The following is a 21,126-nucleotide window of genomic DNA, read 5'->3' as shown; positions in this document are numbered from 1 at the left end:
CCAGCGGTTAGAATCCATCGGCCGTTTTGAATTTGGCGTGCTTCGAGGACATGTACACAAGGATATTGTTTCCGATTGGCAAGCCGTCGAACGGCGTTCGAGTTCCGACCCGAACAGCCAACTGCTCAACCGGCGCCGTGCGGAACCGCGGTGGCGGACGGGGAGAACGAAAGGGAGTCGTTTAGTTGCGGATGTGTTCGTCGGTGAGGGCCGCGAGGCGGTTCGCCGCGTCGGGGTCGAACCCCTCGTCGGTGCAGCGCCACCGCCAGTTGCCCTGTGCGGTGCCGGGGAGGTTGAAGCGCGCCTCCGACCCGAGTCCGAGCACGTCCTGCATCGTCGTGAACGCGAGGACGGCGTTCGACCGCCAGACGGCGTCGATGACCGACCAGTGTATCTCGGAGCCGTCGGCTCCGACGTTGTAGTGCAGGCAGTCCTTCTGTTGGTCCGGCAGGTCGCGGTAGTAGCCGACGAACGTGTTGGTGTCGTGCGTCGACGTGTAGCCGACGCTGTTCTCGGGGAAGTGCATCGGCTGGTACATATCGCCCTGCTGGCACCAGTCGGCGTACTGGGGGACGCGCATGCCCGGGAACCCGAACCGGTCGCGCAGGTCGACCATGCTCTGGTCGATGAAGCCGAGGTCCTCCACGACGAACGGCAGGTCGCCGAACCGCTCTTCGACGGCCTCGAAGAACGCCGCCCCGGGGCCCTGTCGCCACTCGCCCGCCTCGGGGGACCGCGCGTTCGCCGGGATGGCCCAGTACTCGTCGAATCCCTTGAAGTGGTCGATGCGGGTGACGTCGACGAGTTCGAACAGCCGTTCGAGCCGGTCCATCCACCAGTCGTAGCCGTTCTCGCGGAGGTACTCCCAGTCGTAGAGGGGGTTCCCCCACCGCTGGCCGTCGTCGCCGGGGTTCGGCGGGACGCCCGCGACGGCGGCGGGTTCGTTCTCCTCTGTCAGGTCGAACGCCTCCGGCGACGCCCACACGTCGGCGCTGTCGAGGGCGACGTAGATGGGCAGGTCGCCCACCAGTTCGACCCCCCGCTCGTTGGCGTAGGACTTCAGGTCGCGCCACTGCCGGTCGAAGACGAACTGAACGAACTCGCGGTAGCGAACCTCCTCGGCGAGTTCCTCGCGGTGTCGCTCGGCGGCCTCCTCCTCGTGCGTGCGTATCTCCTGCGGCCACTCGATCCACGCGCCGTCGTAGCGCGTCCGCAGCGCCATGAACAGCGCGTAGCCGTCGAGCCACGCCGACTCGCGCTCTCGGAACGATTCGAGGGCTTCGCGGTCCTCGTCGGTCGCCTCCGCGCGGAATCGGTCGTGCGCGGTGCGGAGCATCTCGGTCTTGTACTCGCGGACGCGGTCGTACTCCACGTCGTGCGGCGAGAACTCGGGGACGGGTTCGAGGTCGTCGTCGGTGAGGTAGCCCTCCTCCCGGAGTCGGCGGAGGTCGACGAGCAGCGGATTGCCGGCGAACGCCGAGTACGACTGGTACGGCGAGTCGCCGTGAATCGACGCCGTCGGTCCGAGCGGACAGAACTGCCAGAGCGACTGCTCCGCCGACGCGAGCCAATCCACGAACGCGCGGGCGCCGTCGCCGAGGTCGCCGATGCCGTGCGGCCCCGGCAGGGACGTGACGTGCATAAAGACGCCCGACTGTCGGTCGAATCTCATAGTTTCCCTGTCCGAGTCCGGGGAGATAAGCGTGTGGCTGTCGGGACGACGGCCGGCCGCCGACGGGTCCGGAGGGGGCCGTCGTCGTCCCCGGTTACAGGCGGAAGCGCGCGACGACCGGCAGGTGATCCGAGCGGTAGCCCTCCTCCCGGATTCCGAGCGTTCGATAACCGAGCACGTCCGCTTCCCGGGGGACGAACGCGTAGTCGACCCGGTCCTCCAGGTCGTCCGAGAAGTCGTGGTACGTCCGCGAGGGGCCGGACACCGAATCGGCGTCCGCCGTCCGGCGGCCGTCGGCGAGCGGGCTCGAACGGGTCTCCGACGCACCCGTCAGGCGGCGGTGGGCCGGGGACTCCGGTTCGGCGTTGAGGTCGCCCGTCAGGACGACCGACTCGCCGCCCTCCGCGCGTTCGACCGCCCGCCGTCGAACGAGTTCCGCCGACCGGAGGCGCGTCTCCTCGTCGGCCCAGGAGAAGTGCGTGTTGCAGAACCAGATGTCGGTTCCCGTGTTCCCGTCGGTGAGGCTCACCCACGTCGCGACGCGTCGGTTGGGAGCGCCCCACCCGGCGCTCGGCTCTCCGGGCGTCGACGAGAGCCAGAAATCTCCCCGGTCGCGCGCCTCGAAGCGGTCCGCCGACCAGACGACGGGAACAGCCTCGCTCTCGTCGCCGCCCTCGCGGCCGCGGCCGTACCACTCGTAGCCGTCGAGCGCCGCCCGCAGGTCGCTCCGCTGTTCCGGCATGATCTCTTGGAGACCGAGCAGTTCGGCGTCGATGCGCTCGATGGCGTCGACGACGCGGGGGAGTCGGGGCTCCCACGGGAACTCGCTGTCGGAGGTCTCGTGCAGGACGTTGAACGAACAGGCCGCGAGGGTCGGGTCGCCGGAGGGCCCGCCCATTCCGAGCGGGTCGAAGCCGAGACGCTCGCCGACCAGCGCTCCGCCCCCGACCGCACCCGCGGCGACGGCGGCACCGGAGAGCGCTTCGCGTCGCGACAGCGAGGAGATATCCATTCAGGTTCGTGCGTGCGGCGGTGCAAAGGTATTTTCGCCGTCTCCGAAGTTCGCGCTCTTCGGGCGCCGGTCGCCCCCGAGGGGCGCGCCGGAGACGGCGTCGCGGACCGGTCGCACGGCGGCCGTCCTCGACGGCCAGCGCGCCCGTGCGACCCCGTAGCGCCCTTCAAAAACACTTATTCGTGCGCTCCGATTCCGAACGCACATGAGTGAAATCGTGGTGACGCTCCCCGACGGCTCGGAGCTGTCCGTCGAGGAGGGTGCGACGGTCGCGGACGTCGCCTACGAAATCGGGCCGGGGCTCGGAAAGGACACGGTCGCGGGCGTCGTCGACGGCGAACTGGTCGACAAAGCCGCCCCCGTCCACGACGGCGCGCAGGTCGTCATCGTCACCGACCAGAGCGACGAGTACCTCCGCGTCCTCCGGCACACGGCCGCGCACGTCTTCGCGCAGGCGCTCCAGCGCCTGCACCCCGAGGCGAAACTCGCCATCGGGCCGCCGACGGACGAGGGCTTCTACTACGACGTGACGGACGTCGACCTCGACGCCGACGACCTCGAAGCGATAGAGGCCGAGATGGAGTCGATACTCGAGGAGGACCTCCCCGTCGAGCGCGAACTCCGCTCGCGCGAGGAGGCGCTGGAACTGTACGAGGACAACCCGTACAAACGCGACATCTTGGAGAACGAGGCCGCCGGCGACGAGGAACTCTCCTTCTACGTGCAGGGCGACTTCGAGGACCTCTGTAAGGGTCCGCACGTCGAGTCGACGGGCGAAATCGGCGCGGTGCAACTGCTGAACATCTCCTCGGCGTACTGGCGCGGCGACGAGGACAACGAGACGCTGACGCGCGTGTACGGCACGGCGTTCGAGTCCGAGAAGGACTTAGAGGAGTACATGGAACTGCGGGCGGAGGCCGAGGAGCGCGACCACCGCAAACTGGGTCAGGAGATGGACCTCTTCTCCATCCCCGAGGTGACGGGGCCGGGCCTCCCCCTCTACCACCCGAACGGCAAGAAGATACTCGACGAACTGTCGGGCTTCGCGGAGTCGCTGAACGTCGACGCCGGTTACGACCCCGTCGAGACGCCGCACCTCTTTCGAACCGAGTTGTGGAAGAAGTCGGGGCACTACGACAACTACGTCGACGACATGTTCCTCCTCGACGTGAACGACGAGGAGTACGGATTGAAACCGATGAACTGCCCCGGTCACGCGACCATCTTCGACCAGCACTCGTGGTCCTATCGGGATCTCCCGGTCCGCTACTTCGAGGACGGGAAAGTCTACAGAAAAGAACAGCGCGGCGAACTGTCCGGCCTCTCGCGCGTCTGGTCGTTCACCATCGACGACGGCCACCTGTTCTGTCGCCCCGAGCAGATAGAGGCGGAGATTCGACAGGTGATGGACTCCATCTACGAGGTGCTGGAGACGTTTGGATTAGAAGCACACGTCGCCCTCGCCACGCGCCCCGAGAAGTCCGTCGGGAGCGACGAGATATGGGAGCAGTCGGAGACGCAACTCCGCTCCGTCCTCGACAACCAGAACATCGACTACGACCTCGAACCCGGCGACGGCGCGTTCTACGGGCCGAAGATAGACTTCGCGTTCGAGGACGCCCTCGGCCGGAAGTGGGACGGCCCGACGGTGCAGGTGGACTTCAACATGCCCGAGCGGTTCGACCTGACGTACACGGGCGAGGACAACGAGGAGCACCGCCCGGTGATGATTCACCGCGCGCTGTACGGCAGTTACGAGCGGTTCTTCATGGTCCTCATCGAGCACTTCGACGGGAAGTTCCCGCTGTGGCTGGCGCCCGAACAGGTCCGAATCCTCCCCATCTCCGACGACCAACTCGGCTACGCCCACCGCGTGAAGAACGAACTCTCCGAGTTCCGCGTCGACGTGGAGGACCGCTCGTGGACGCTCGGGCGGAAGATACGCGAGGCGCAGGAGGACAACGTGCCGTACATGCTCGTCGTCGGCGAGAACGAGGCCGAGTCCGGCACCATCTCCGTGCGCGACCGGAAGGAGCGCGAGGAGCAGGACGTTGCCGTCGAGGCGTTCCGCGAGCACCTCGACGCCGAGTACGGCGAGAAGCGCCTCGAACCCGACTTCCTCGCGGACTGATTCTCCGGTTCGGGAGCGACGCGCCGACTTACAGCGTCGGTCTACTCGGTCGACGCCGCGGCGTCCTCGTCGGCCCCCTCGTTCCCGTCGCCGTTCCCGCCCGCGTCCGCCGCCAGACGGTCGAGTTCGTCGGTCAGGACGTTTCTGAAGCCGTCGTCGCGGGCGAGACGCGTCGCGGTGCCGACGTGGCCGCGGTCCCACACCATCACGTTCCGCCGGGGGACGTCCCAGCGGCGGAGGAGGCTCGCCATCCCCTCGGCGGGCGCCACGTCGTCGCGGGAGCCGTAACAGGCGAGGATTCGCTCGGGCGGCAGCGCCGGTTTCGCGGGGGGATTCAAGAGGGGGGCGAACTCGTTCAGGTCGTCGCCGGTCCACCCCGCGGCGGTGAGGGCGTCGTCGACGCCGAGGATGGAGACGAGGCGCGACCCGGTGAGCGCCTGCGCGACCGAGCCGACGCCGGAGACGGGAGCGACGAGGTCCGGACGCATCGACGAGGGCCAGTCGCCGCACCGACCCGCGACGTGCAGCGAGACGATGGCGCCGAGGCTCAGACCGCCGACGGCGACGGCCGGCGCCCCCTCGGTGCGCGCCCAGTCGACCAGGACGCCCGTCTCCTGGGCGGCGGCGCCGTACAACTCGAAGTGGCCGACGGGTGCCCGGGCGAGGTAGGGTTCGCCCGCGTGGGCGCCGAGGGGTTCGCGCCGGCCGTGCCACGGCGCGTCCGGCAGGACGACCCGGTACCCCTCGCGGGCCAGCGGTCGGGCGACGGCCTCCTCTTCGAGCCAGTACGCCGTCCGGTCGCCGAGGGAGCCGAGACCGGAGAAGAAGACGAGCGTCGGCAGGTCGTCGGTCGCCGACTCGGGTTCGTACACCCGGGCGGTGGCGGTGTCGCCGACGTGCAGCGACGGCGTGTCGAACCGGACGCGGTACTCCACCGTCTCGGGACCGTGCACCGTCTTCGACCGCGAGACGCGCGGGAGCGACTCGTTCACCGTGGAGTCGGCGAAGCCGTACAGCCGTTCGGGTTCGGCGAGTTCGTGCGCCCAGCGCTCGCGGGCGTCGTCGGGAGTCGGGACGTCGAACGCGACGGGCGGGACGAGGTGGTCGCGGTCCAGGAACCCGAACACGTCGTCCGGGACGGCGTGGGCGTCGTCGGCCGCCCGACGCTCGCGTTCGCGGGCGACGCGTTCGTCCGGCGTCGTCTCCTCGTCGCCCCAGAACGCCGCCTCCCAGCGGTCGGCAGCGTCCTCGTGTCGCTCTCGGATATCGGCGAAGCGGGCCAAGGCGGCCTCGATTCGCTCGTGCAGGTGCGGCGCCGGCGGCGCGTCGGCCGCCCGGAGGAACGCCGCGGGGCCGGAACCGAGCGACACGTCGGCGGCGGCGCGGGCGCGGCGGACCGCGTACCGACGCCGGAGTCGACGCAGCGCCACCGTCTCGTACGTCTGCGTCTCGAACAGGCCCCCGAGGCGGGAGCCGAGGAGTCGGTGTCGGCGCGGGGTGTCGAGGCTGTCCATACCGTCCCTACGAGGGGGCGTTTCTTCACTCTAGGCCGAAGTCGCTCGCGTCCTCGTAGAACTCGCCGTGGGCGGCCTCGCGTTCGTACACCGGTTCGCGCCGGACGACGGCGGTCTCGCCGGAGTCGAGCCCCGCGGCCCACACCTCGTCGAGGAACCAGACGGGTTCGAGCGCGTCGACGTCGACGCCGCCGGCGCGCCGGAGGTGGTCGAACGCGGCGCTCCGGGTGGTGAACAGGCGGTCGGCGCGGCGGCGGCGGAAGTCGGGGGCGACGTAGGACCGCCACGCCGTCCCGGCGACGGCGAGGTGGTCGTCCGCCCTGTCGTCCGGATCGACGTCCCCCCAGCGGTGGCGGAGCCAAACGCGCGCGCCGGATTCGGTCTCGGCGCACAGTTCGACCTCGCCGAGGACGATGAGGTCCTGCATCGCCCGCGGGACGTTGAGGTCGGGGAACAATCCCCCGTAGGCGTGTTGGAATTCTTCGGTCACTCGGGCCAGCGGCACCACTTCCTCGGGGAGCGAACGGAGCGTCTTCCGCAGTCGCTCGTAGGCCTCCTCCGGTGGTGCGTCCGCGCGGAACATGAGGTGAAACGAAGCCGCCAACGGCATAAATACCGACCGGTCGGTTATCTTGAATGATAGCCGGGCGCTCACCACTCGGTGAGCGCACCCGGTCCGAAGTCGTAGACGAGGACGGCGAGAAAGGTCAGCACGCCCGTAAGCGCCGTTCCGCCGCCGACGAAGAACACCCACTCCATTCCGACTTCGTACATCAGCCACCCGCCGAGAAGGGGGCCGACGACGCTCCCCGGCCGCCACAGCAGTTCGCGGATGCCGAACGAGGAGGCGACGCCGCCGCTGTCGGTGCCCTCGTCGGCGAACAGCGCCATGCTCGCCGGTTCGCGGAAACTGTCGGCGACGCCGAGTAGCCCCGACAGCCCCACGAGGGGGAGGAACGCGGGCGAGAGCGGTCCCAGAATCGGGAACGCGCCCGGCAGATCGAGGGCGGCGCCGATGGCGGGCGAGAACGGCACCGCGAGGGCGACGAGGCCGTACGCGCCGCCGCCGACGAAGACGAACAGGGCGCGGCCGTAGCGGTCCGAGAGCGTCCCCGTCCGGGGCTGAAACAGCATGTTCGTGAACTTCTCGGCGACGACGGTGAAGGAGACGGCGAGGCTGGCGTAGGCGAGGCCGCCCGTGGCCGCCGAGACACCGGCATAGATGGGCACCCACGTCCGGACGAGGGTGACGGCGACGGCGTACTGCGCGCGGAAGGTGGCGATGGTGAGGATGCGTCGGTTCAGCGCGAGGTCGGTGAACGGGAAGCCGGGGACGCGGGTGTCGTCGTCGTCGAGGAACAGCCAGCAGGTGACGGTGGCTATCGCCATGATGACGACGATGATTGCGAAGATGGGCGTGAAGCCGAAGGCGTCGTACAGCGCCCCCGCGAGGAGGCTGCCGAGGATGGAGGCGGCAAACGCCGACGCGTTCGCCTTGCCGATGTTGTTCGCGCGGGACCCGACGGCGGAGAGTTCGCCCACCAGCGCCAGCGACATCAGGCCGGCGCCGGTGACGGCGACGCCCTGCAGGGCGCGGACGGCGATGAACCCGAGACTGGAGTCGACGGGGACGAAGAGCGCGTACGCGACCGTTCCGAGGGCGAGGACGCCGACGAGCACGTCGCCCTTGTCGAAGCGGTCGCCCGCCCACGCGAGGGGGACGACGGCGACGGTCTGCGCGCCGGTGAACCCCGCGGTGTACATTCCGACGATGAACCCCGCCCCGACCGTGAAGAGGCCGAAGACGGAGACGCTCGTAGGGTCGAGCGCGTCGATGTACTCGGAGAGGAGCGTGATGAGGGTGATGAACCCGTAACCGCCGGCGAAGCGCGTGAGGTAGAGCGCGTAAAACTGTATTTTCTCCCGGTTCACGGCGGTACTGCGCGGGAGGGTCGAAAAGCGGTTTCGATTCGTAGTATATTCGACGGTATCGGCGCTCAGTCCGCGTCGTAGCCGTCGGCCCGTGTCGTCGTCGCCGAACCGTCCGGGACGGCGGCGGGGGCGGACCGGCCGAAGAGGCGCGCGCGGAGCGTCTCGCGGGTGACGAGACCGAAGCCGACGAAGATGACGAGGAAGCCGGCGAGCGTCGTCGCGTCGACGACCTGACCGAACAGCGCCCACCCGGTGACGGCGGCGGCGACGGGTTGGAGGTAGCCGACGAGGTTGATCTCGGTCGCGCCGACGCGGTCGAGGAGGGCGAAGTAGATGAGGTAGCTGACGACGCCGGAGACGAGCGTCAGGTAGCCGAGGGAGACGAGCGCCGGGAGCGTCAACTCGACGGCGGCGACGGACTCGCCGCGGGCGGCCGACACCGCGAGGAGGACGGCGGCGCCGATGAGCATCGCCCACGCCTGCATCGACTCGGTGGGGAGCGTCGTCCGCAGGGGCGCCGTGAGCACCGACCCGAGGGCGAAACTTGCGGCCCCGAGGAGGACGAGAACGATGCCGAGCAGGTTCGACGACAGGAAGTTCGCCGGGTCCGGGTTGGCGACGATGACGACGCCGAGGACGCCGAGGAGGAAGCCGACGCCCGCGACGGCGTCGAGCGACTCGTCGAGCATCGCCGCGGCGAACACGGCCGTCAGCACGGGCGAGAGGCTGACGACGACGGCGGCGACGGGCGCGGAGACGTGCATCTGTCCGAGGTAGGCCAGCGCGTGGTAGGCCGCGATGACGAACAGACCGGCGACGCCCGCGCTGAGCCACTCCGCGCGGGTACGGGGAATCCAGCGGTCGGTGGTGGCGACGGCGTAGGCGAGGATGACGAGGCCGGCGAGGACGTAGCGCACGCCCGCGAACAGCACGGGCGGGAAGTATTCGAGTCCGGTTTCGATAGCGACGAACGACGTACCCCAAAAGCACGCGAGTGCGAGAAAGAGGAGGGCGTTTCGGTCGGCGGAGGTGGAGGAGGTTCGGAGCGACATCTGCGTAGTACATTCATTCGTCCGCGGGTAATTAAACCTGTCTACAAGAGTTCGTTGTAAATCCGATTCTGGTACAATCTTGTGTCCACAAAACCCGTGGTAATTCGATACACGGGCCACCGAGTTGCGGCGCGGCGCTAATCCGAGCGGAAGACGGAACATACAACCGCGGAGCGACGTATGGAGAGACAACTGGGCCATGGACGAACGTGATATCCGCCTTCTAAAGGCCATCTCCGACCTCGAAACCGGGAGTCCGGAACGACTCCACGAGGAGACGGACATCCCCGTCTCGACGATACACTACCGGCTGAACAACCTGCGCGACGCGGGCATCATCAAGAACGACCTGTACGACATCGACTTGGAGAAGGTGGGACTCGGCGTGACCGTACTGGTCGAGTTGCTCACCGACTACAGCGGACCCCACCACACCTTTCAGGACAAGATTCTCGACGTGGAGGGGGTCACGCAGGCGTACTTCACGATGGGCGAGACGGACTTCATCGTCGTCGCCCACCTCTCGGGCCGGGAGATGGTCGAACGACTCATCACCGACTTCGAGCAGATAGACGAGGTGGAACGGACGAACTCCACGTTCGTCGTCTCGACGCTCCGCGACAGTTCGCGCGTCCTCCAGAACTACGAGTTGGAGACGCTTCTCGACGAATTACTCGAAGACGAGTAACCGCCGGACGCATCGTCTTCGAGACGAGATAATTCTTCACTAGTTCTTGTTGTTCTCAGATTATGATAATAAACACAGCGGCTGCAAACTAGAGTTTAAGATGGTGTGGTGACAGGTATTCAGTATGTGGTCCCACACCACCAACCCGTCCGGCGCGGGGACGACGACGGCGCGAATCGAGTGGCCGATGAACGACCACGGCGCGATGACGGTGCGGGTGGAGGCGTCGAGCGAGGTTCGACAGTTGGTCGAGTACGAGAGCGACGCCGTTCGGCGCACGCTGGCGCGGCTTCCGACGGGGGCGACGGTACCGCTGAAGATGGAGTCGCTCGGGTCGCGCGGCAACGCGTGGCGCGTCACCGAACTCGTCGGCGTCGACCACACCCGACGGACGGACGCCCCGAGGCGCGACGACGCCCGCCGCGCCGACGAGGAACGCGGCGAACGCGAACGGCGCGTCGAGGTCTGAGACGGAGCGCCGCGTCGACGATGCCTCGGAAGCGACTCGATTCGACCCCTTCTTCGCCGTATTCCTCGCCGAGCACCCCGGACGGACTCGTTCGGCACCGCCCGCGACGACCTGTTCGTGGGCCGACTCCGAGAGCGGCTTCGAACTGGCGGAGCGATAACGCCGAAAACAGATTTTTCGAGGGCTCTCTATAGAAATTTCACCGGAAACGTGGTGTGTCGGCCGAGCCCGCCGCTCGGCGGGCGTGGTTCCGAAGAGAAGTGAAGCGGGCCGGGAGGGAGTTGAACCCCCGACCGTCTGATTAAGAGTCAGACGCTCTCCCTAACTGAGCTACCGGCCCGTGCAGTCGTTCGTTTCCGGGGGATAAGTAAAGACCTTTCGTTTAAGTCCCTTGGTGGGAGAACGGCGCACGCCGACCGGCTGACCGGATGGGGCGCCGTCGGCGAACGCGTCGGTTCGCAGACGCTACCGCGGGAAACGAGTGCTGTTAAGTGTCGTCCGACCAGACGTGCTGACGATTATGAGTGCTGGGGTCACCATCTCCTCGATGTCCACCTACGCGATTCTGGGGTGCGGGAGCGTCGGGCACGCCGTCGCCGAGGAACTCACCGAGGAGGGAAAAGACGTCCTCATCCTCGACAAGGACGAGAGCCGCGTCGAAGCCCTCCGCGACCAGGACCTGAACGCGCAGACGACCGACATCTCGGAGTCCGAGGTGGGGGACGTCGTCAGCGACCGGGACGTGATCCTCATCCTCTCGTCGGACGTCGAGGCGAACAAGGCGGCGGTGTCGGCCATCCGGGAACGGGGCGACGACCAGTTCGTCGTCGTCCGCGCCTCCGACCCCGTCTCCGAGGACGAACTCGCCGAACTCGGGGCCGACGTCGTCATCAACCCCTCGGAGGTCATCGCCGACTCCGCGCTCCGCTCCCTGGAGTCGGGCGAACTGGAGTACAAAGCCCGCCAACTGGCCGACCTCCTGGAGTCGACGGAGGGGACGCTGGCCATCCTGACGCACGACAACCCGGACCCCGACTCCATCGCCAGCGCCGCCGCCCTCCAGGCAATCGCCACCGAGTACGACGTGGAGGCCGACATCCTCTACGACGGCGAGATGGGCCACCAGGAGAACCGAGCGTTCGTCAACCTCCTCGGCATCGACCTGCTGCGACTGTCGGAGGCGCCGGACCTCGCCTCCTACGGCGCGGTGGCCCTCGTCGACCACATGAAGTCGGGCGAACCCGACATCGGCACCGAGGTGGACGTGTTCATCGACCACTTCGAGCCGAGCGAAACCATCGACCCCGCCTTCATCGACGTGCGACCGAACGTCTCCTCGACGTCGACCATCCTCACGAAGTACATCCAGGAGTTCAACATCAGCCCCAGCGAGGCCGTCGCTACTGCCCTCCTCTACGGCATCCGCGCGGAGACGCTGGACTTCAAGCGCGAGACGACGCCCGCCGACCTGACGGCCGCGGCGTACCTCTACCCGTTCGCCGACCACGACACCCTCGAACAGGTGGAGTCGCCGTCGATGTCGCCGGAGACGCTGGACGTCCTCGCGGAAGCCATCCAGAACCGCGACGTACAGGGGAGTCACCTCGTCTCGAACGCGGGGTTCATCCGCGACAGGGACGCCCTCGGGCAGGCGGCTCAGCACCTCCTCAATCTGGAGGGCGTGACGACGACGGCCGTCTTCGGCATCGTCGACAACAACATCTACCTCTCGGCCCGGTCGAAGGACATCCGCATGAACATCGGCAACGTCCTGCAGGACGCCTTCCAGGGCATCGGCGAGGCGGGCGGCCACTCCACGCAGGGCGACGTCGAGATTCCGCTCGGCATCTTCACCGGCATCGAAACCTCGGAGGACAACCGCGATACGCTGCTCCAACTCACCGAGGAGGCGGTCCGCAAGAAACTGTTCGCGGCGATGGGCGTCGAGAGCGAGAGCGGAAACGGAAACTGAGATTGAGACTGAAGCAGAAACGAAACTGAGAGCGGTCGGGGTCGAATTCGAGTTCGAGTTCGGCTCCGCCCGCCTCAGGCGACGACCGTCTCCTCTTCCTCTTCGGGCTGTCTCAGACGCTCTATCACGTCGTTGACGAGGATGACGTCGCCGACGGCGCGAACCCAGCGATAGGGGAGCAGCACGCCCTTTCCGGCTTCGATCCGGGTGCCGAACAGTTCGTCGTTGAGTCTACCGAGCGCGAGTCCGGTCACGGTCTGTCGGTCGAGGTCGAGGCGGATGTCCTCGACCTCCCCGACGAAGACGCCGTTGTTCGAGTAGACCTCGCGCCCGACGAGCGTCGTCAGCTCTTCGGGAGTCCCGTCCATGTGGATTCTCTTGAGGCCATCCGCCTTAATTGTTCGTAGCTCCGCGGCCGCGAGAGCCGGTCGCGAGGGAGACGGCGGCAGACGGCCGTCTGACGGGGCGCCGACCGAGGACCGAGTGGACTCGGAATCCTTCCGGCCGGGGTGCCGCCGTCCCGGGGTTTATACGCGGAACGGCCGAACGACGTGACAACTGATGGCATCGAACTCACGGGAGCGGTTCGCCGACCCCGCGGCGGACGACGACGCGAACTACGACTACGTGAACGACGACGTCGAGCGTCCGGGGATGGTCTCGGACTTGGAGTCGCTGGTCGAGGGCGACGTGCGCTTCGACACCTACTCGCGGGAACTGTACGCGACGGACGCCTCGGCGTACGAGCAGACGCCCATCGGCGTCGTCATGCCGGCTTCGACCGAGGACGTGGTCGCGGTGATGGAGTACTGCGCGAGGCGGGAGATTCCGGTCCTCCCGCGCGGCGGCGGGACGAGTCTCGCCGGGCAGACGGTCAACCGGGCCGTCGTCCTCGACCTGATGGCGAACATGGACGCCGTCTACGACGTCGACCCCGACGCCGCGACGGCGACGGCGCAGGCCGGCGTCCGACTGGGCGACCTGAACGCCGAACTGGAGCCGCGCGGGCTGAAGTTCGCCCCCGACCCCGCGTGGGGGGACAAGTCGGCGCTCGGCGGCGCCGTCGGCAACAACTCCACGGGCGCGCACTCGCTGAAGTACGGCAAGACCGACTACTATCTCGAATCGGCGGAGGTGGTGCTCGCCGACGGCACCGTGACGACGTTCGGCGAAGTCGAAGTCGAGACGCTCCGCGAGGAGGGCGACCCCGACGGCTCCATCGAAGAGCGCATCTACGCCGAAGTCGCGCGGGTGCTGGACGAGGAGGCCGACGAGATTTCGGAGCGCTATCCGGACCTGAAACGCAACGTCTCGGGGTACAACCTCGACATGCTGGTCGACGAGATGCGCGGGGAGCGACGCCTCCCGGACGACTCGGGCGTCGACCCCGAGAGCGAACCGGGGACGGTGAACCTCGCGCGACTCGTCGCCGGGTCCGAGGGGACGCTCGGTATCGTCACGGAGGCGACCGTCTCGCTCGAACCCGTCCCGAACACCGCCGCCGTGGCGCTTCTGACGTACGACGACGTGGTCGACGCGATGGAGGACGTCGCCCCCATCCTCGAACACGACCCGGCCGCCGTCGAGGTGATGGACGACGTGCTTCTCGGGTTGGCGGGGGAGACGCCCGAGTTCGAGGACGTGGTCGGGATGCTGCCCGACGGGACCGACTCGGTTCTCTTAGTCGAGTTCTACGCCGAGGACGACGAACACGGTCGTCAGCAGGTCGCCGACCTCGTCGCGGACCGAGTTCCGGGCGGGGTGAGCGAGGCCGACCCCTCGGCGGGCGCGGCGGAGACGACCGGGAAGTCACACACCGCCGTGGCGGCGATGGAGGCGCACGACGCCGAGACGCGCGCGAAGTTCTGGAAGATGCGCAAATCCGGCCTCCCCATCCTCCTCTCGCGGACCACCGACGAGAAGCACATCGCCTACATCGAGGACACCGCCATCCCCGCGGAGAACCTCCCGGCGTACGTCGCGGAGTTCCAGGAGATTCTGGAAGAGCACGACACGTTCGCCTCCTACTACGCCCACGCGGGACCGGGCGTCCTCCACATCCGGCCGCTGGTGAGCACGAAGACCGTCGAGGGCGTCGAGACGTTCGAGGCCATCGCCGACGAGGCGACGGACCTCGTCATGAAGTACGGCGGGTCGGTATCGGGCGAACACGGCGACGGCCGCGCCCGCACGCAGTGGAACCGGAAGCTGTACGGCGACGACCTCTGGCGGACCTTCCGCGACCTCAAGACCGCGTTCGACCCCGACTGGCTCCTCAACCCCGGCAACGTCTGCGGCTACCAAGACGACGAGCAGCGACCGGAGGGAACGGTCGGGAGGAGCGCCCACGACATGACCGAGCACCTCCGCTTCGACCCCGACTACGAGTTCGACGCCGGGTTCGACCCAGCGATGGAGTGGCCCAACGAGAACGGCTTTCAGGGGATGGCCGAACTCTGTCACGGCTGTGCGGGCTGTCGCGGCCCGCAGGAGACGACGGGCGGCGTGATGTGTCCGACCTACCGCGCCACAGAGGAGGAGATACAGTCCACGCGCGGGCGGGCGAACATGCTCCGACAGGCGATGAGCGGCGACCTCTCGGACGAGGAGCAGTTCACGGACGAGTTCGTCGAGGAGGTGCTGGACGTCTGCGTCGGCTGTAAGGGCTGCATCAAGGACTGCCCCAGCGGCGTCGACATGGCGAAGATGAAGGCGGAACTGACCCACGAGTACCACCGGCGCAACGGGTCCAGCCTCCGCGACAAGATGTTCGCGAACATCGGGACGCTGTCGGCCGTCGGCAGCGCCCTCGCCCCCGTCTCGAACCTCGCCTCGAAGGTGCCCGGCGCGCGCTTCGTGATGGAGAAGACGGTAGGCATCGCGAGCGAACGCGACCTCCCCGAGTTCCACCGCGAGTCGTTCGTGGATTGGTTTGACTCCCGTGGCGGCGCCCGAATATCGGAGCGGGAGGCCGCCTCGAAGGTGCTCCTGTTCCCCGACACGTACACGAACTACAACCACCCCGACGCCGGCAGGGCGGCCGTCCGCGCCCTCGAAGCGGCGGGCGTCCACGTCCGGATTCCGGAGGGCGTCACCGGGTCCGGCCGGCCGCCGCACTCGAAGGGGTTCGTCGACAGCGCGCGCGACTGCGCGAAGCAGAACGTCGACGCCCTCGCGCCGCAGGTCCGCGACGACTGGAGCGTCGTCGTCGTCGAACCCTCCGACGCGGTGATGTTCCAACACGACTACCTCGACCTGCTCTCGGGCGAGGACGTCGAGACCGTCGCGGCGAACACCTACGGCGTGATGGAGTACTTCGACGCCTTCCGTCTCCTGGAGAACGCGGGTCTGGAGGCGAACGCCCCGCCCCGGTCGCTGACGTACCACGGTCACTGCCACCAGAAGTCGACGAAGAAGGACCACCACGCCGTCGGCGTCCTGCGCCGCGCGGGCTACGAGGTGGACCCGCTGGATTCGACCTGTTGCGGGATGGCCGGGTCGTTCGGCTACGAACGCGAACACTACTCGCTGTCGAAGGCCATGGGACGCATCCTCTACGACCAAGTCGAGGGTTCGGAGGGCGAGGTGGTCGTCGCCCCCGGCGCGTCCTGCCGGTCGCAACTCGGCGAACGCGAGGAGGGGGAAGAACCGCCGCACCCGGTGGAGATGCTGGCCGAAGCGCTGACCTGAGCGAAGCGGACGGGATGGAACCGGGGCGAACGGAGCGCGACGGGAAAATCAGTCGTCCGCCGACAACGACGCCAGCACCTCCGAGAGGGCGTCCAGCGCCGCCTCGACGTGGTCGGGTTCGCGCCCGAGGGCGACCCGGAAGCCGTCGGCGTCGTCGAAGAAGCGGCCCGGGACGACGAGGATGCCCTCCTCCCACGCCGCCTCCGCCACCTCGTCGCCGTCGGCGTCCTCGTGGGCGAGGAACGCGTAGGAACTGCCGTCGTGCACCTCCCCCGAGAGTTTCTCGTGCGCCGCGGCGAACCCCGCGAGGAGTTCGTGGTTCGCGCGGAGGTGTTCGCGGGCCGCCTCGGAGAGTCGCTCGCGGTTGTGGAGTGCGCGGCGGGCCAGCGCCCGACTCGGTTCGGCGACGGTGGGGAGGTGAAACGCCGCGTCGCGGGCGGCGTCGAGCAGTTCTTCGGGGCCGATGAGCCAGCCGATTCGGAGGCCGCCGAGACCGTAGAACTTCGTCAGCGACCCGGTGACGGCCGCCCCGTCGAGGCCGGCGGCGGTGACGCCGCCGAAGGCGCGGCCGGCCGGGTTCTCGGTGACGAACGAGCCGTACACCTCGTCGACGAGGAGGAACCCGCCGGCCTCGCGGGCGGCGTCGGCCGCCTTCGAGAGGCGTTCGCGGGTCGTCAGCCGACCCGTCGGGTTGTGGCGGTTCGAGGTGACCGCGAGGGCGAAACTGCTCCGCGCCGCGGCGGCGATTCGGTCCGCGGAGAGTTCGTCGTCCTCCTCCGGTCGGATGAACCGGTCGACGCGGGCGCCGAGGGCGCCGGGCGTGGAGACGAGGGGTTGGTAGCCCGGTTTCTCGACGAGCACCTGCGGCGGCGTCCCGTCGTCCTCGTCACCGTCCCCGCTCTCGGCGACCGAGAGGGCGGCCGACTCGGCGATGAGGTTCGCGTGCGTCGCGCCGGCGGTGACGAGCACGTTCTCCTCGGCGACGCCGTACTCGTCGGCGAGTTGCGAGCGGAGCGTCACCTCCTCGTCGGGGTCGGGGAGGTCGGCCAGACTCTCGGGGATTACCCCCGACCGGTGCGCCGACGTTCGCAGGTCGCTCGACCCGAGGTCGTACGTCGCCTCCTCCGGCCGGCCGGATATCCACTCGAGATAGGGTAACGGTGGGAACATAGAGCGTCGGCCCAGAGTAGACGGTCGACCACAAAATGGTGTGCGTTCGAGCGAGAGCGGACCGGAAGCGGGACACGTATCGGAGCGCGGACCGCCCTCCGGAGTTCGTCCCCGAGACCGGAGACGCGGCCGTCCGAGCGGCCGCCATCGCACGACTGCGGGGGCGTCCGTCCCCCGTCTCACCGCCGCGACGACGTCAGTTTCGCTTTCTTGCTTCGGCCGGGTATATAAATAATAGAAATTTATTTATACTATTACCACTCGGTGAGTGGATAGTCGACGAGTGAATATAAGTCGGTAAGAACACTACGTAATCTCGCCGGGGTGCCTCTGACAACCGGCAGTTACGTCGCGTCGGCCTTGCCCGGACCGACGCGTCGACTGGGGGTCTCCCCCAGTCATTTCCCTTCGAGATATCCTACGACCGCCGAGCGCAGTCTCTCGTACTCCGTCCGATGCGCGAGGTGCGCCTCGCAGTCGCAGTCCGACGCCCCGAACCCCGCGAGCGGCGACGTTCGAGCGTCGAACGCGGCCGCGAGGTCGCACTCGATATCCGCGCGGGGGGCGGCCGCGACGCCGGCGAGAGAAGCGTTCGGGTGGCCGCCGAGGTAGTCGACGTGCCAGTGGCGGACGCCGTGTTCGCCGGCGGCGACGCGGCGGTGCCTGTCGACCCGTCCGAGGCCGTTCGACCCGAAGGCGCTCCCGACGTAGGCGTACGCGCCCGCCGGGAACGTCGCCGCTCCGAGCGCACCGACGGCTATCTCGCTTGTCTCCGAGAGTTCGAAGAGCAGGACGTACGTCCCGGGCGGCGCGTCGCCCGCGCCGACGCCGAGGGGGTCCGTCCCCGCCGCTATCGCATCGGGGTCGAGCAGCGAAACCACTAGAGCGCCGCGGGTCGTTCCGCGGCGGCGTCGACGAGGGCGTCGAAGCGGGCGGCCGCGTCGTCGGTCAGGTCGTACGCCTCGTGGTAGTCGTCCGGGTCGCGGCCGCGTCCGCTGGCCGCACCGACGACCTTCGCGATGCGCTCGTAGTTGTCGCGGACGAGCGAACTCACGAGACCCGGCGTCCCCGCGCGCTCCGCGAGTTCTTCGGCCGCGGACCGCCCGGCGTAGACGCGCCCCTCCCGCCGGTCGACGAGGAACATGGCGAACGGCGCCTCGCCGAACTGCCGTTCGAGAAACGACTGCGCGGCGTCGTCGTACCAGGAGATGGCTCCCACGTCCTCCAGTTCCCGGAGGGCGCGCGCCGCGACGGAGCAGTACGGACACTCGCCGTCGTACACGAGGACCGACTCGTACTCGGACATCGTCCGATATCGGGGCCGCGACCGCAAAACGGTGCCGGGGTCGGGCGGGTCGAGAGTGAAACCGGACGCGAAGCGACCGGCGCCGCTCCCCGAACCGCCCCCACCCGAAACCGTCAGGTCGGTCGCGTCCCGAGGGGCGGCGTGAACGAACTCGTCGCGTGGCTTCGGGACCGACCGTACTACGACGGGCAGATACGCGACCACCGGCGCGTCCCGGCGCGCGACCCCGAGTTCGCGGAGACGACGCTGGAACCCCGCCTCGAATCGGCGCTCGCGGACCGCGGCATCGACCGCCTCTACCGACACCAAGTCGAGGCCGTCGAGGGCGTCCGCGACGGCGAGAACGTCGTCCTCGCGACGCAAACGGCCAGCGGAAAGAGCCTCGCGTACACCGTGCCGGCGTTCGAACGGGCGATGGACCACGGCGGCCGGACCCTCTATCTCGGTCCGCAGAACGCCCTCGTCGCCGACCAGGAGGAGACGCTGTCGGACCTCGCACACGGCCTCGGCTTCGGCAGTCGCGTCTCCGTCGAGCAGTACACCGGCCGCCTCTCGAAGACGGAAAAGCAGGACGTGCGCGACCGCCGCCCCACGGTCCTCCTGTCGAACCCCGACATGCTCCACTACGCCCTCCTGCCGCACGCCCACCGCCTCTGGGAGTGGTTCTTCTCCTCGCTGGAGACGGTCGTGATAGACGAGGTACACGGCTACCGCGGCGTGTTCGGCAGCCACGTCGCCCTGACGCTCCGACGGCTGAACCGCGTCTGCGAGCGGTTCGGCAGCGACCCGCAGTACGTCTGCTGCTCGGCGACCATCGGCAACCCGGTGGAGCACGCCGCGCGAATCACCGGGAAGGGCGAGGACACCTTCCGCCTCGTCGACGAGGACACCAGCGGAACGGGCGCGACCCACTGGGTGCTGTGGAACCCGCCGGAGTACGAGGGTGACCGCGGCGGGAGCGGCCGGCGGCGCTCCAGCCACGTCGAGACGAAGAACCTCTTTGCGGACCTCTTATCGAGGGGCCACCAGACGCTCGCGTTCACGCGGGCGAGACAGGCCGCCGAGCGCTACGCCTCCGAGAGCGCGAGCGAACTCAGAGAACGCGGGCAGACCGAGGCGGCCGCCGGCGTCGCCGCGTACCAGGCCGCGCTGAAACACGAGAAGCGCCGGGAGATAGAGGCCGGCCTGCACGACGGGAGCGTGACGGGCGTCTGGTCGACGAACGCGCTGGAACTCGGCGTCGACGTCGGCGGCCTCGACGCCGTCCTCATCGACGGCTACCCCGGCACGCGGATGTCGGCGTTCCAGCAGGCCGGGCGGGCGGGAAGAGGGAGCGACGACGCCCTGGTGATTCTGGTCGGCGGCGAGGACCAACTCGACCAGTACCTCGTGCGCCACCCCGAGGAGTTCTGGGACGGAGAGCCCGAACGCGCCGTCTGCAACCCCGAGAACGAGGAGTTGCTTCCCGCACACCTGAAGAGCGCCGCCGCGGAGAACTGGCTGAAACCCGACGACGACCGGCACTTCGGCCCGACGACGCCCGACGTGGTGGCGGAGTTGGAGTCGGCCGGGTCGCTGGAGCGCCGCGACACCGCCGACGGGGTCCGCTGGACCCACTCGGGGGGCGGCAGCCCCCAGCACGAGATGAGCCTGCGGACCATCGAGAGCCGCGAGGTGGACCTCCTCGACGGCCGCTCGAACGAGGTCATCGCGTCGCTGTCGTTCGGGGACGCCCTCCGCGACGCCCACCCCGGCGCGATATACCACCACCAGGGGCAGTCCTACGAGGTGTCGGAACTCGATTTGGACCGCGACGTGGCGACGCTCCAACCGACGTGGGCGGACTACTACACGCGCGTCCTGCACGACAAGGAGATAACCGTCGAAGCGGACGTGAAATCGAAACCGCTCGACGCCCGGCCCGACACCGAGGTGCGCTTCGCCGAGGTGACGATGCGCAAACGGATAACGGGATTCGAGCGCCGCGACCCCAAACGCGGCGAGGCCATCGGTCGGGAGTCGCTGGACCTGCCGGAGACGACGCTCCGTACGAAGGCGCTCTACTACACCGTCCCCGACGGCGTCGAACGCGAGATGCGCGCCATCGGCGAGCAGACGCGCGAGGACGGCGCCGGGCAGTACGACCTCTCGGGCGGCGAGTACGGCTTCGGCGGCGGCATCCACGCCGCCGAGCACGGGATGATATCGCTGTTTCCCCTGTCCTTTCTCTGCGACCGCGGCGACATCGGCGGCCTGTCGACGCCGCACCACCCGCACACCGACCGGGCGACGGTGTTCGTCTACGACGGCCACCCGGGCGGCGTCGGCCTGACGGAGAGCGGGTACGGAGAGGTCGAAACGCTACTTCGGAGGACACACGAGTTGATACGCGACTGCGACTGCGAGGACGGCTGTCCGGCCTGCGTGCAGTCGCCGCAGTGCGGCAACGCGAACGACCCGCTGTCGAAGGCCGAGGCCGTGTACCTACTGGCGGCGCTGAGCGGGCGGGAGGCGTGAG

General features: G+C 68.4%; 16 protein-coding genes and 1 tRNA gene. 6 read left to right on the top strand and 11 right to left on the bottom strand.

From position 1 onward, the window contains the following. Positions 1 to 181: 181 nt before the first annotated feature. On the bottom strand, positions 182 to 1,672 hold the full coding sequence (gene malQ, locus NDI79_RS00210; RefSeq protein WP_310926440.1) for a 4-alpha-glucanotransferase: 1,491 nt from the start codon (positions 1,670 to 1,672) through the stop codon (positions 182 to 184). A gap of 94 nt (positions 1,673 to 1,766) precedes the next feature. Then, positions 1,767 to 2,684, bottom strand: a complete 918-nt coding sequence (locus tag NDI79_RS00205; RefSeq protein WP_310926439.1) for an endonuclease/exonuclease/phosphatase family protein — start codon at positions 2,682 to 2,684, stop codon at positions 1,767 to 1,769. A 205-nt stretch (positions 2,685 to 2,889) separates the two neighbouring features. Here NDI79_RS00205 and thrS point away from each other — a divergent pair, with 205 nt between their 5' ends. Then, positions 2,890 to 4,815, top strand: coding sequence for a threonine--tRNA ligase (gene thrS, locus NDI79_RS00200; protein WP_310926438.1), 1,926 nt, complete (start codon positions 2,890 to 2,892; stop codon positions 4,813 to 4,815). Between the two features lie 41 nt (positions 4,816 to 4,856). On the opposite strand, the gene NDI79_RS00195 is transcribed toward thrS, so the two are convergent. The 4 genes from NDI79_RS00195 to NDI79_RS00180 form a co-directional block, all read right to left on the bottom strand. Then, complete coding sequence (locus NDI79_RS00195; RefSeq protein WP_310926437.1) at positions 4,857 to 6,329, bottom strand: alpha/beta hydrolase; 1,473 nt, start codon at positions 6,327 to 6,329, stop codon at positions 4,857 to 4,859. Between the two features lie 25 nt (positions 6,330 to 6,354). Next, on the bottom strand, positions 6,355 to 6,912 hold the full coding sequence (locus NDI79_RS00190; protein WP_310926436.1) for a hypothetical protein: 558 nt from the start codon (positions 6,910 to 6,912) through the stop codon (positions 6,355 to 6,357). 68 nt (positions 6,913 to 6,980) lie between these two features. Continuing rightward, positions 6,981 to 8,261, bottom strand: coding sequence for an MFS transporter (locus NDI79_RS00185; protein WP_310926435.1), 1,281 nt, complete (start codon positions 8,259 to 8,261; stop codon positions 6,981 to 6,983). A gap of 65 nt (positions 8,262 to 8,326) precedes the next feature. After that, positions 8,327 to 9,313 (bottom strand): DMT family transporter, encoded by a 987-nt coding sequence (locus NDI79_RS00180; protein WP_310926434.1) that lies wholly within the window; start codon positions 9,311 to 9,313, stop codon positions 8,327 to 8,329. 199 nt (positions 9,314 to 9,512) lie between these two features. Between NDI79_RS00180 and NDI79_RS00175 the strand changes: the two genes are divergently transcribed. Next, on the top strand, positions 9,513 to 10,001 hold the full coding sequence (locus tag NDI79_RS00175; protein ID WP_310923898.1) for an Lrp/AsnC family transcriptional regulator: 489 nt from the start codon (positions 9,513 to 9,515) through the stop codon (positions 9,999 to 10,001). 124 nt (positions 10,002 to 10,125) lie between these two features. Further along, the gene (locus tag NDI79_RS00170) at positions 10,126 to 10,470 is read left to right on the top strand and encodes a DUF7999 family protein (RefSeq protein ID WP_310926433.1); all 345 of its coding nucleotides are present in this window, start codon (positions 10,126 to 10,128) and stop codon (positions 10,468 to 10,470) included. Between the two features lie 266 nt (positions 10,471 to 10,736). Here NDI79_RS00170 and NDI79_RS00165 read toward each other — a convergent pair. Continuing rightward, positions 10,737 to 10,810, bottom strand: a tRNA-Lys gene (locus tag NDI79_RS00165). Positions 10,811 to 10,990: 180 nt separating this feature from the next. Between NDI79_RS00165 and NDI79_RS00160 the strand changes: the two genes are divergently transcribed. Continuing rightward, a complete protein-coding gene (locus tag NDI79_RS00160) occupies positions 10,991 to 12,442 on the top strand; it encodes a DHH family phosphoesterase (RefSeq protein ID WP_310926432.1) in 1,452 nt (483 codons plus the stop codon). A 74-nt stretch (positions 12,443 to 12,516) separates the two neighbouring features. Here the strand turns inward: NDI79_RS00160 and NDI79_RS00155 are convergent, their stop codons facing one another. After that, positions 12,517 to 12,810 carry a PRC-barrel domain-containing protein gene (locus tag NDI79_RS00155; RefSeq protein ID WP_310926431.1) on the bottom strand — a complete coding sequence of 98 codons (294 nt, stop codon included), beginning with the start codon at positions 12,808 to 12,810 and terminating at the stop codon, positions 12,517 to 12,519. Positions 12,811 to 13,003: 193 nt separating this feature from the next. Here NDI79_RS00155 and NDI79_RS00150 point away from each other — a divergent pair, with 193 nt between their 5' ends. After that, a complete protein-coding gene (locus tag NDI79_RS00150) occupies positions 13,004 to 16,132 on the top strand; it encodes an FAD-binding and (Fe-S)-binding domain-containing protein (RefSeq protein WP_310926430.1) in 3,129 nt (1,042 codons plus the stop codon). A 48-nt stretch (positions 16,133 to 16,180) separates the two neighbouring features. On the opposite strand, the gene NDI79_RS00145 is transcribed toward NDI79_RS00150, so the two are convergent. The 3 genes from NDI79_RS00145 to NDI79_RS00135 form a co-directional block, all read right to left on the bottom strand. Then, the gene (locus tag NDI79_RS00145) at positions 16,181 to 17,302 is read right to left on the bottom strand and encodes a pyridoxal phosphate-dependent aminotransferase (protein ID WP_310926429.1); all 1,122 of its coding nucleotides are present in this window, start codon (positions 17,300 to 17,302) and stop codon (positions 16,181 to 16,183) included. A gap of 398 nt (positions 17,303 to 17,700) precedes the next feature. Further along, on the bottom strand, positions 17,701 to 18,183 hold the full coding sequence (locus NDI79_RS00140) for a GIY-YIG nuclease family protein (protein WP_310926428.1): 483 nt from the start codon (positions 18,181 to 18,183) through the stop codon (positions 17,701 to 17,703). Then, positions 18,183 to 18,608, bottom strand: a complete 426-nt coding sequence (locus NDI79_RS00135; protein ID WP_310926427.1) for a DCC1-like thiol-disulfide oxidoreductase family protein — start codon at positions 18,606 to 18,608, stop codon at positions 18,183 to 18,185. The genes NDI79_RS00140 and NDI79_RS00135 overlap by 1 nt, the downstream gene beginning before the upstream one ends. Positions 18,609 to 18,749: 141 nt before the next feature. Between NDI79_RS00135 and NDI79_RS00130 the strand changes: the two genes are divergently transcribed. Continuing rightward, positions 18,750 to 21,125, top strand: coding sequence for a DEAD/DEAH box helicase (locus NDI79_RS00130; RefSeq protein WP_310926426.1), 2,376 nt, complete (start codon positions 18,750 to 18,752; stop codon positions 21,123 to 21,125). The last annotated feature ends 1 nt before the right edge of the window (position 21,126 follow it).

This window comes from Halogeometricum sp. S3BR5-2 (assembly GCF_031624635.1).
In the GTDB taxonomy this organism is placed as follows: Archaea; Halobacteriota; Halobacteria; order Halobacteriales; family Haloferacaceae; genus Halogeometricum; species Halogeometricum luteum.
Note: the sequence above shows the minus strand (reverse complement) of the source record. Positions and strands in the feature narration are given on the sequence as shown.

Excerpts from the sequence above, each read along its gene's own strand:
- malQ (WP_310926440.1), bottom strand. The coding sequence starts at position 1,672 with ATGAGATTCGACCGACAGTCGGGCGTCTTTATGCACGTCACGTCCCTG.
- NDI79_RS00205 (WP_310926439.1), bottom strand. The coding sequence starts at position 2,684 with ATGGATATCTCCTCGCTGTCGCGACGCGAAGCGCTCTCCGGTGCCGCC.
- thrS (WP_310926438.1), top strand. The coding sequence starts at position 2,890 with ATGAGTGAAATCGTGGTGACGCTCCCCGACGGCTCGGAGCTGTCCGTC.
- NDI79_RS00195 (WP_310926437.1), bottom strand. The coding sequence starts at position 6,329 with ATGGACAGCCTCGACACCCCGCGCCGACACCGACTCCTCGGCTCCCGC.
- NDI79_RS00190 (WP_310926436.1), bottom strand. The coding sequence starts at position 6,912 with ATGTTCCGCGCGGACGCACCACCGGAGGAGGCCTACGAGCGACTGCGG.
- NDI79_RS00180 (WP_310926434.1), bottom strand. The coding sequence starts at position 9,313 with ATGTCGCTCCGAACCTCCTCCACCTCCGCCGACCGAAACGCCCTCCTC.
- NDI79_RS00175 (WP_310923898.1), top strand. The coding sequence starts at position 9,513 with ATGGACGAACGTGATATCCGCCTTCTAAAGGCCATCTCCGACCTCGAA.
- NDI79_RS00170 (WP_310926433.1), top strand. The coding sequence starts at position 10,126 with ATGTGGTCCCACACCACCAACCCGTCCGGCGCGGGGACGACGACGGCG.
- NDI79_RS00160 (WP_310926432.1), top strand. The coding sequence starts at position 10,991 with ATGAGTGCTGGGGTCACCATCTCCTCGATGTCCACCTACGCGATTCTG.
- NDI79_RS00155 (WP_310926431.1), bottom strand. The coding sequence starts at position 12,810 with ATGGACGGGACTCCCGAAGAGCTGACGACGCTCGTCGGGCGCGAGGTC.
- NDI79_RS00150 (WP_310926430.1), top strand. The coding sequence starts at position 13,004 with ATGGCATCGAACTCACGGGAGCGGTTCGCCGACCCCGCGGCGGACGAC.
- NDI79_RS00145 (WP_310926429.1), bottom strand. The coding sequence starts at position 17,302 with ATGTTCCCACCGTTACCCTATCTCGAGTGGATATCCGGCCGGCCGGAG.
- NDI79_RS00135 (WP_310926427.1), bottom strand. The coding sequence starts at position 18,608 with ATGTCCGAGTACGAGTCGGTCCTCGTGTACGACGGCGAGTGTCCGTAC.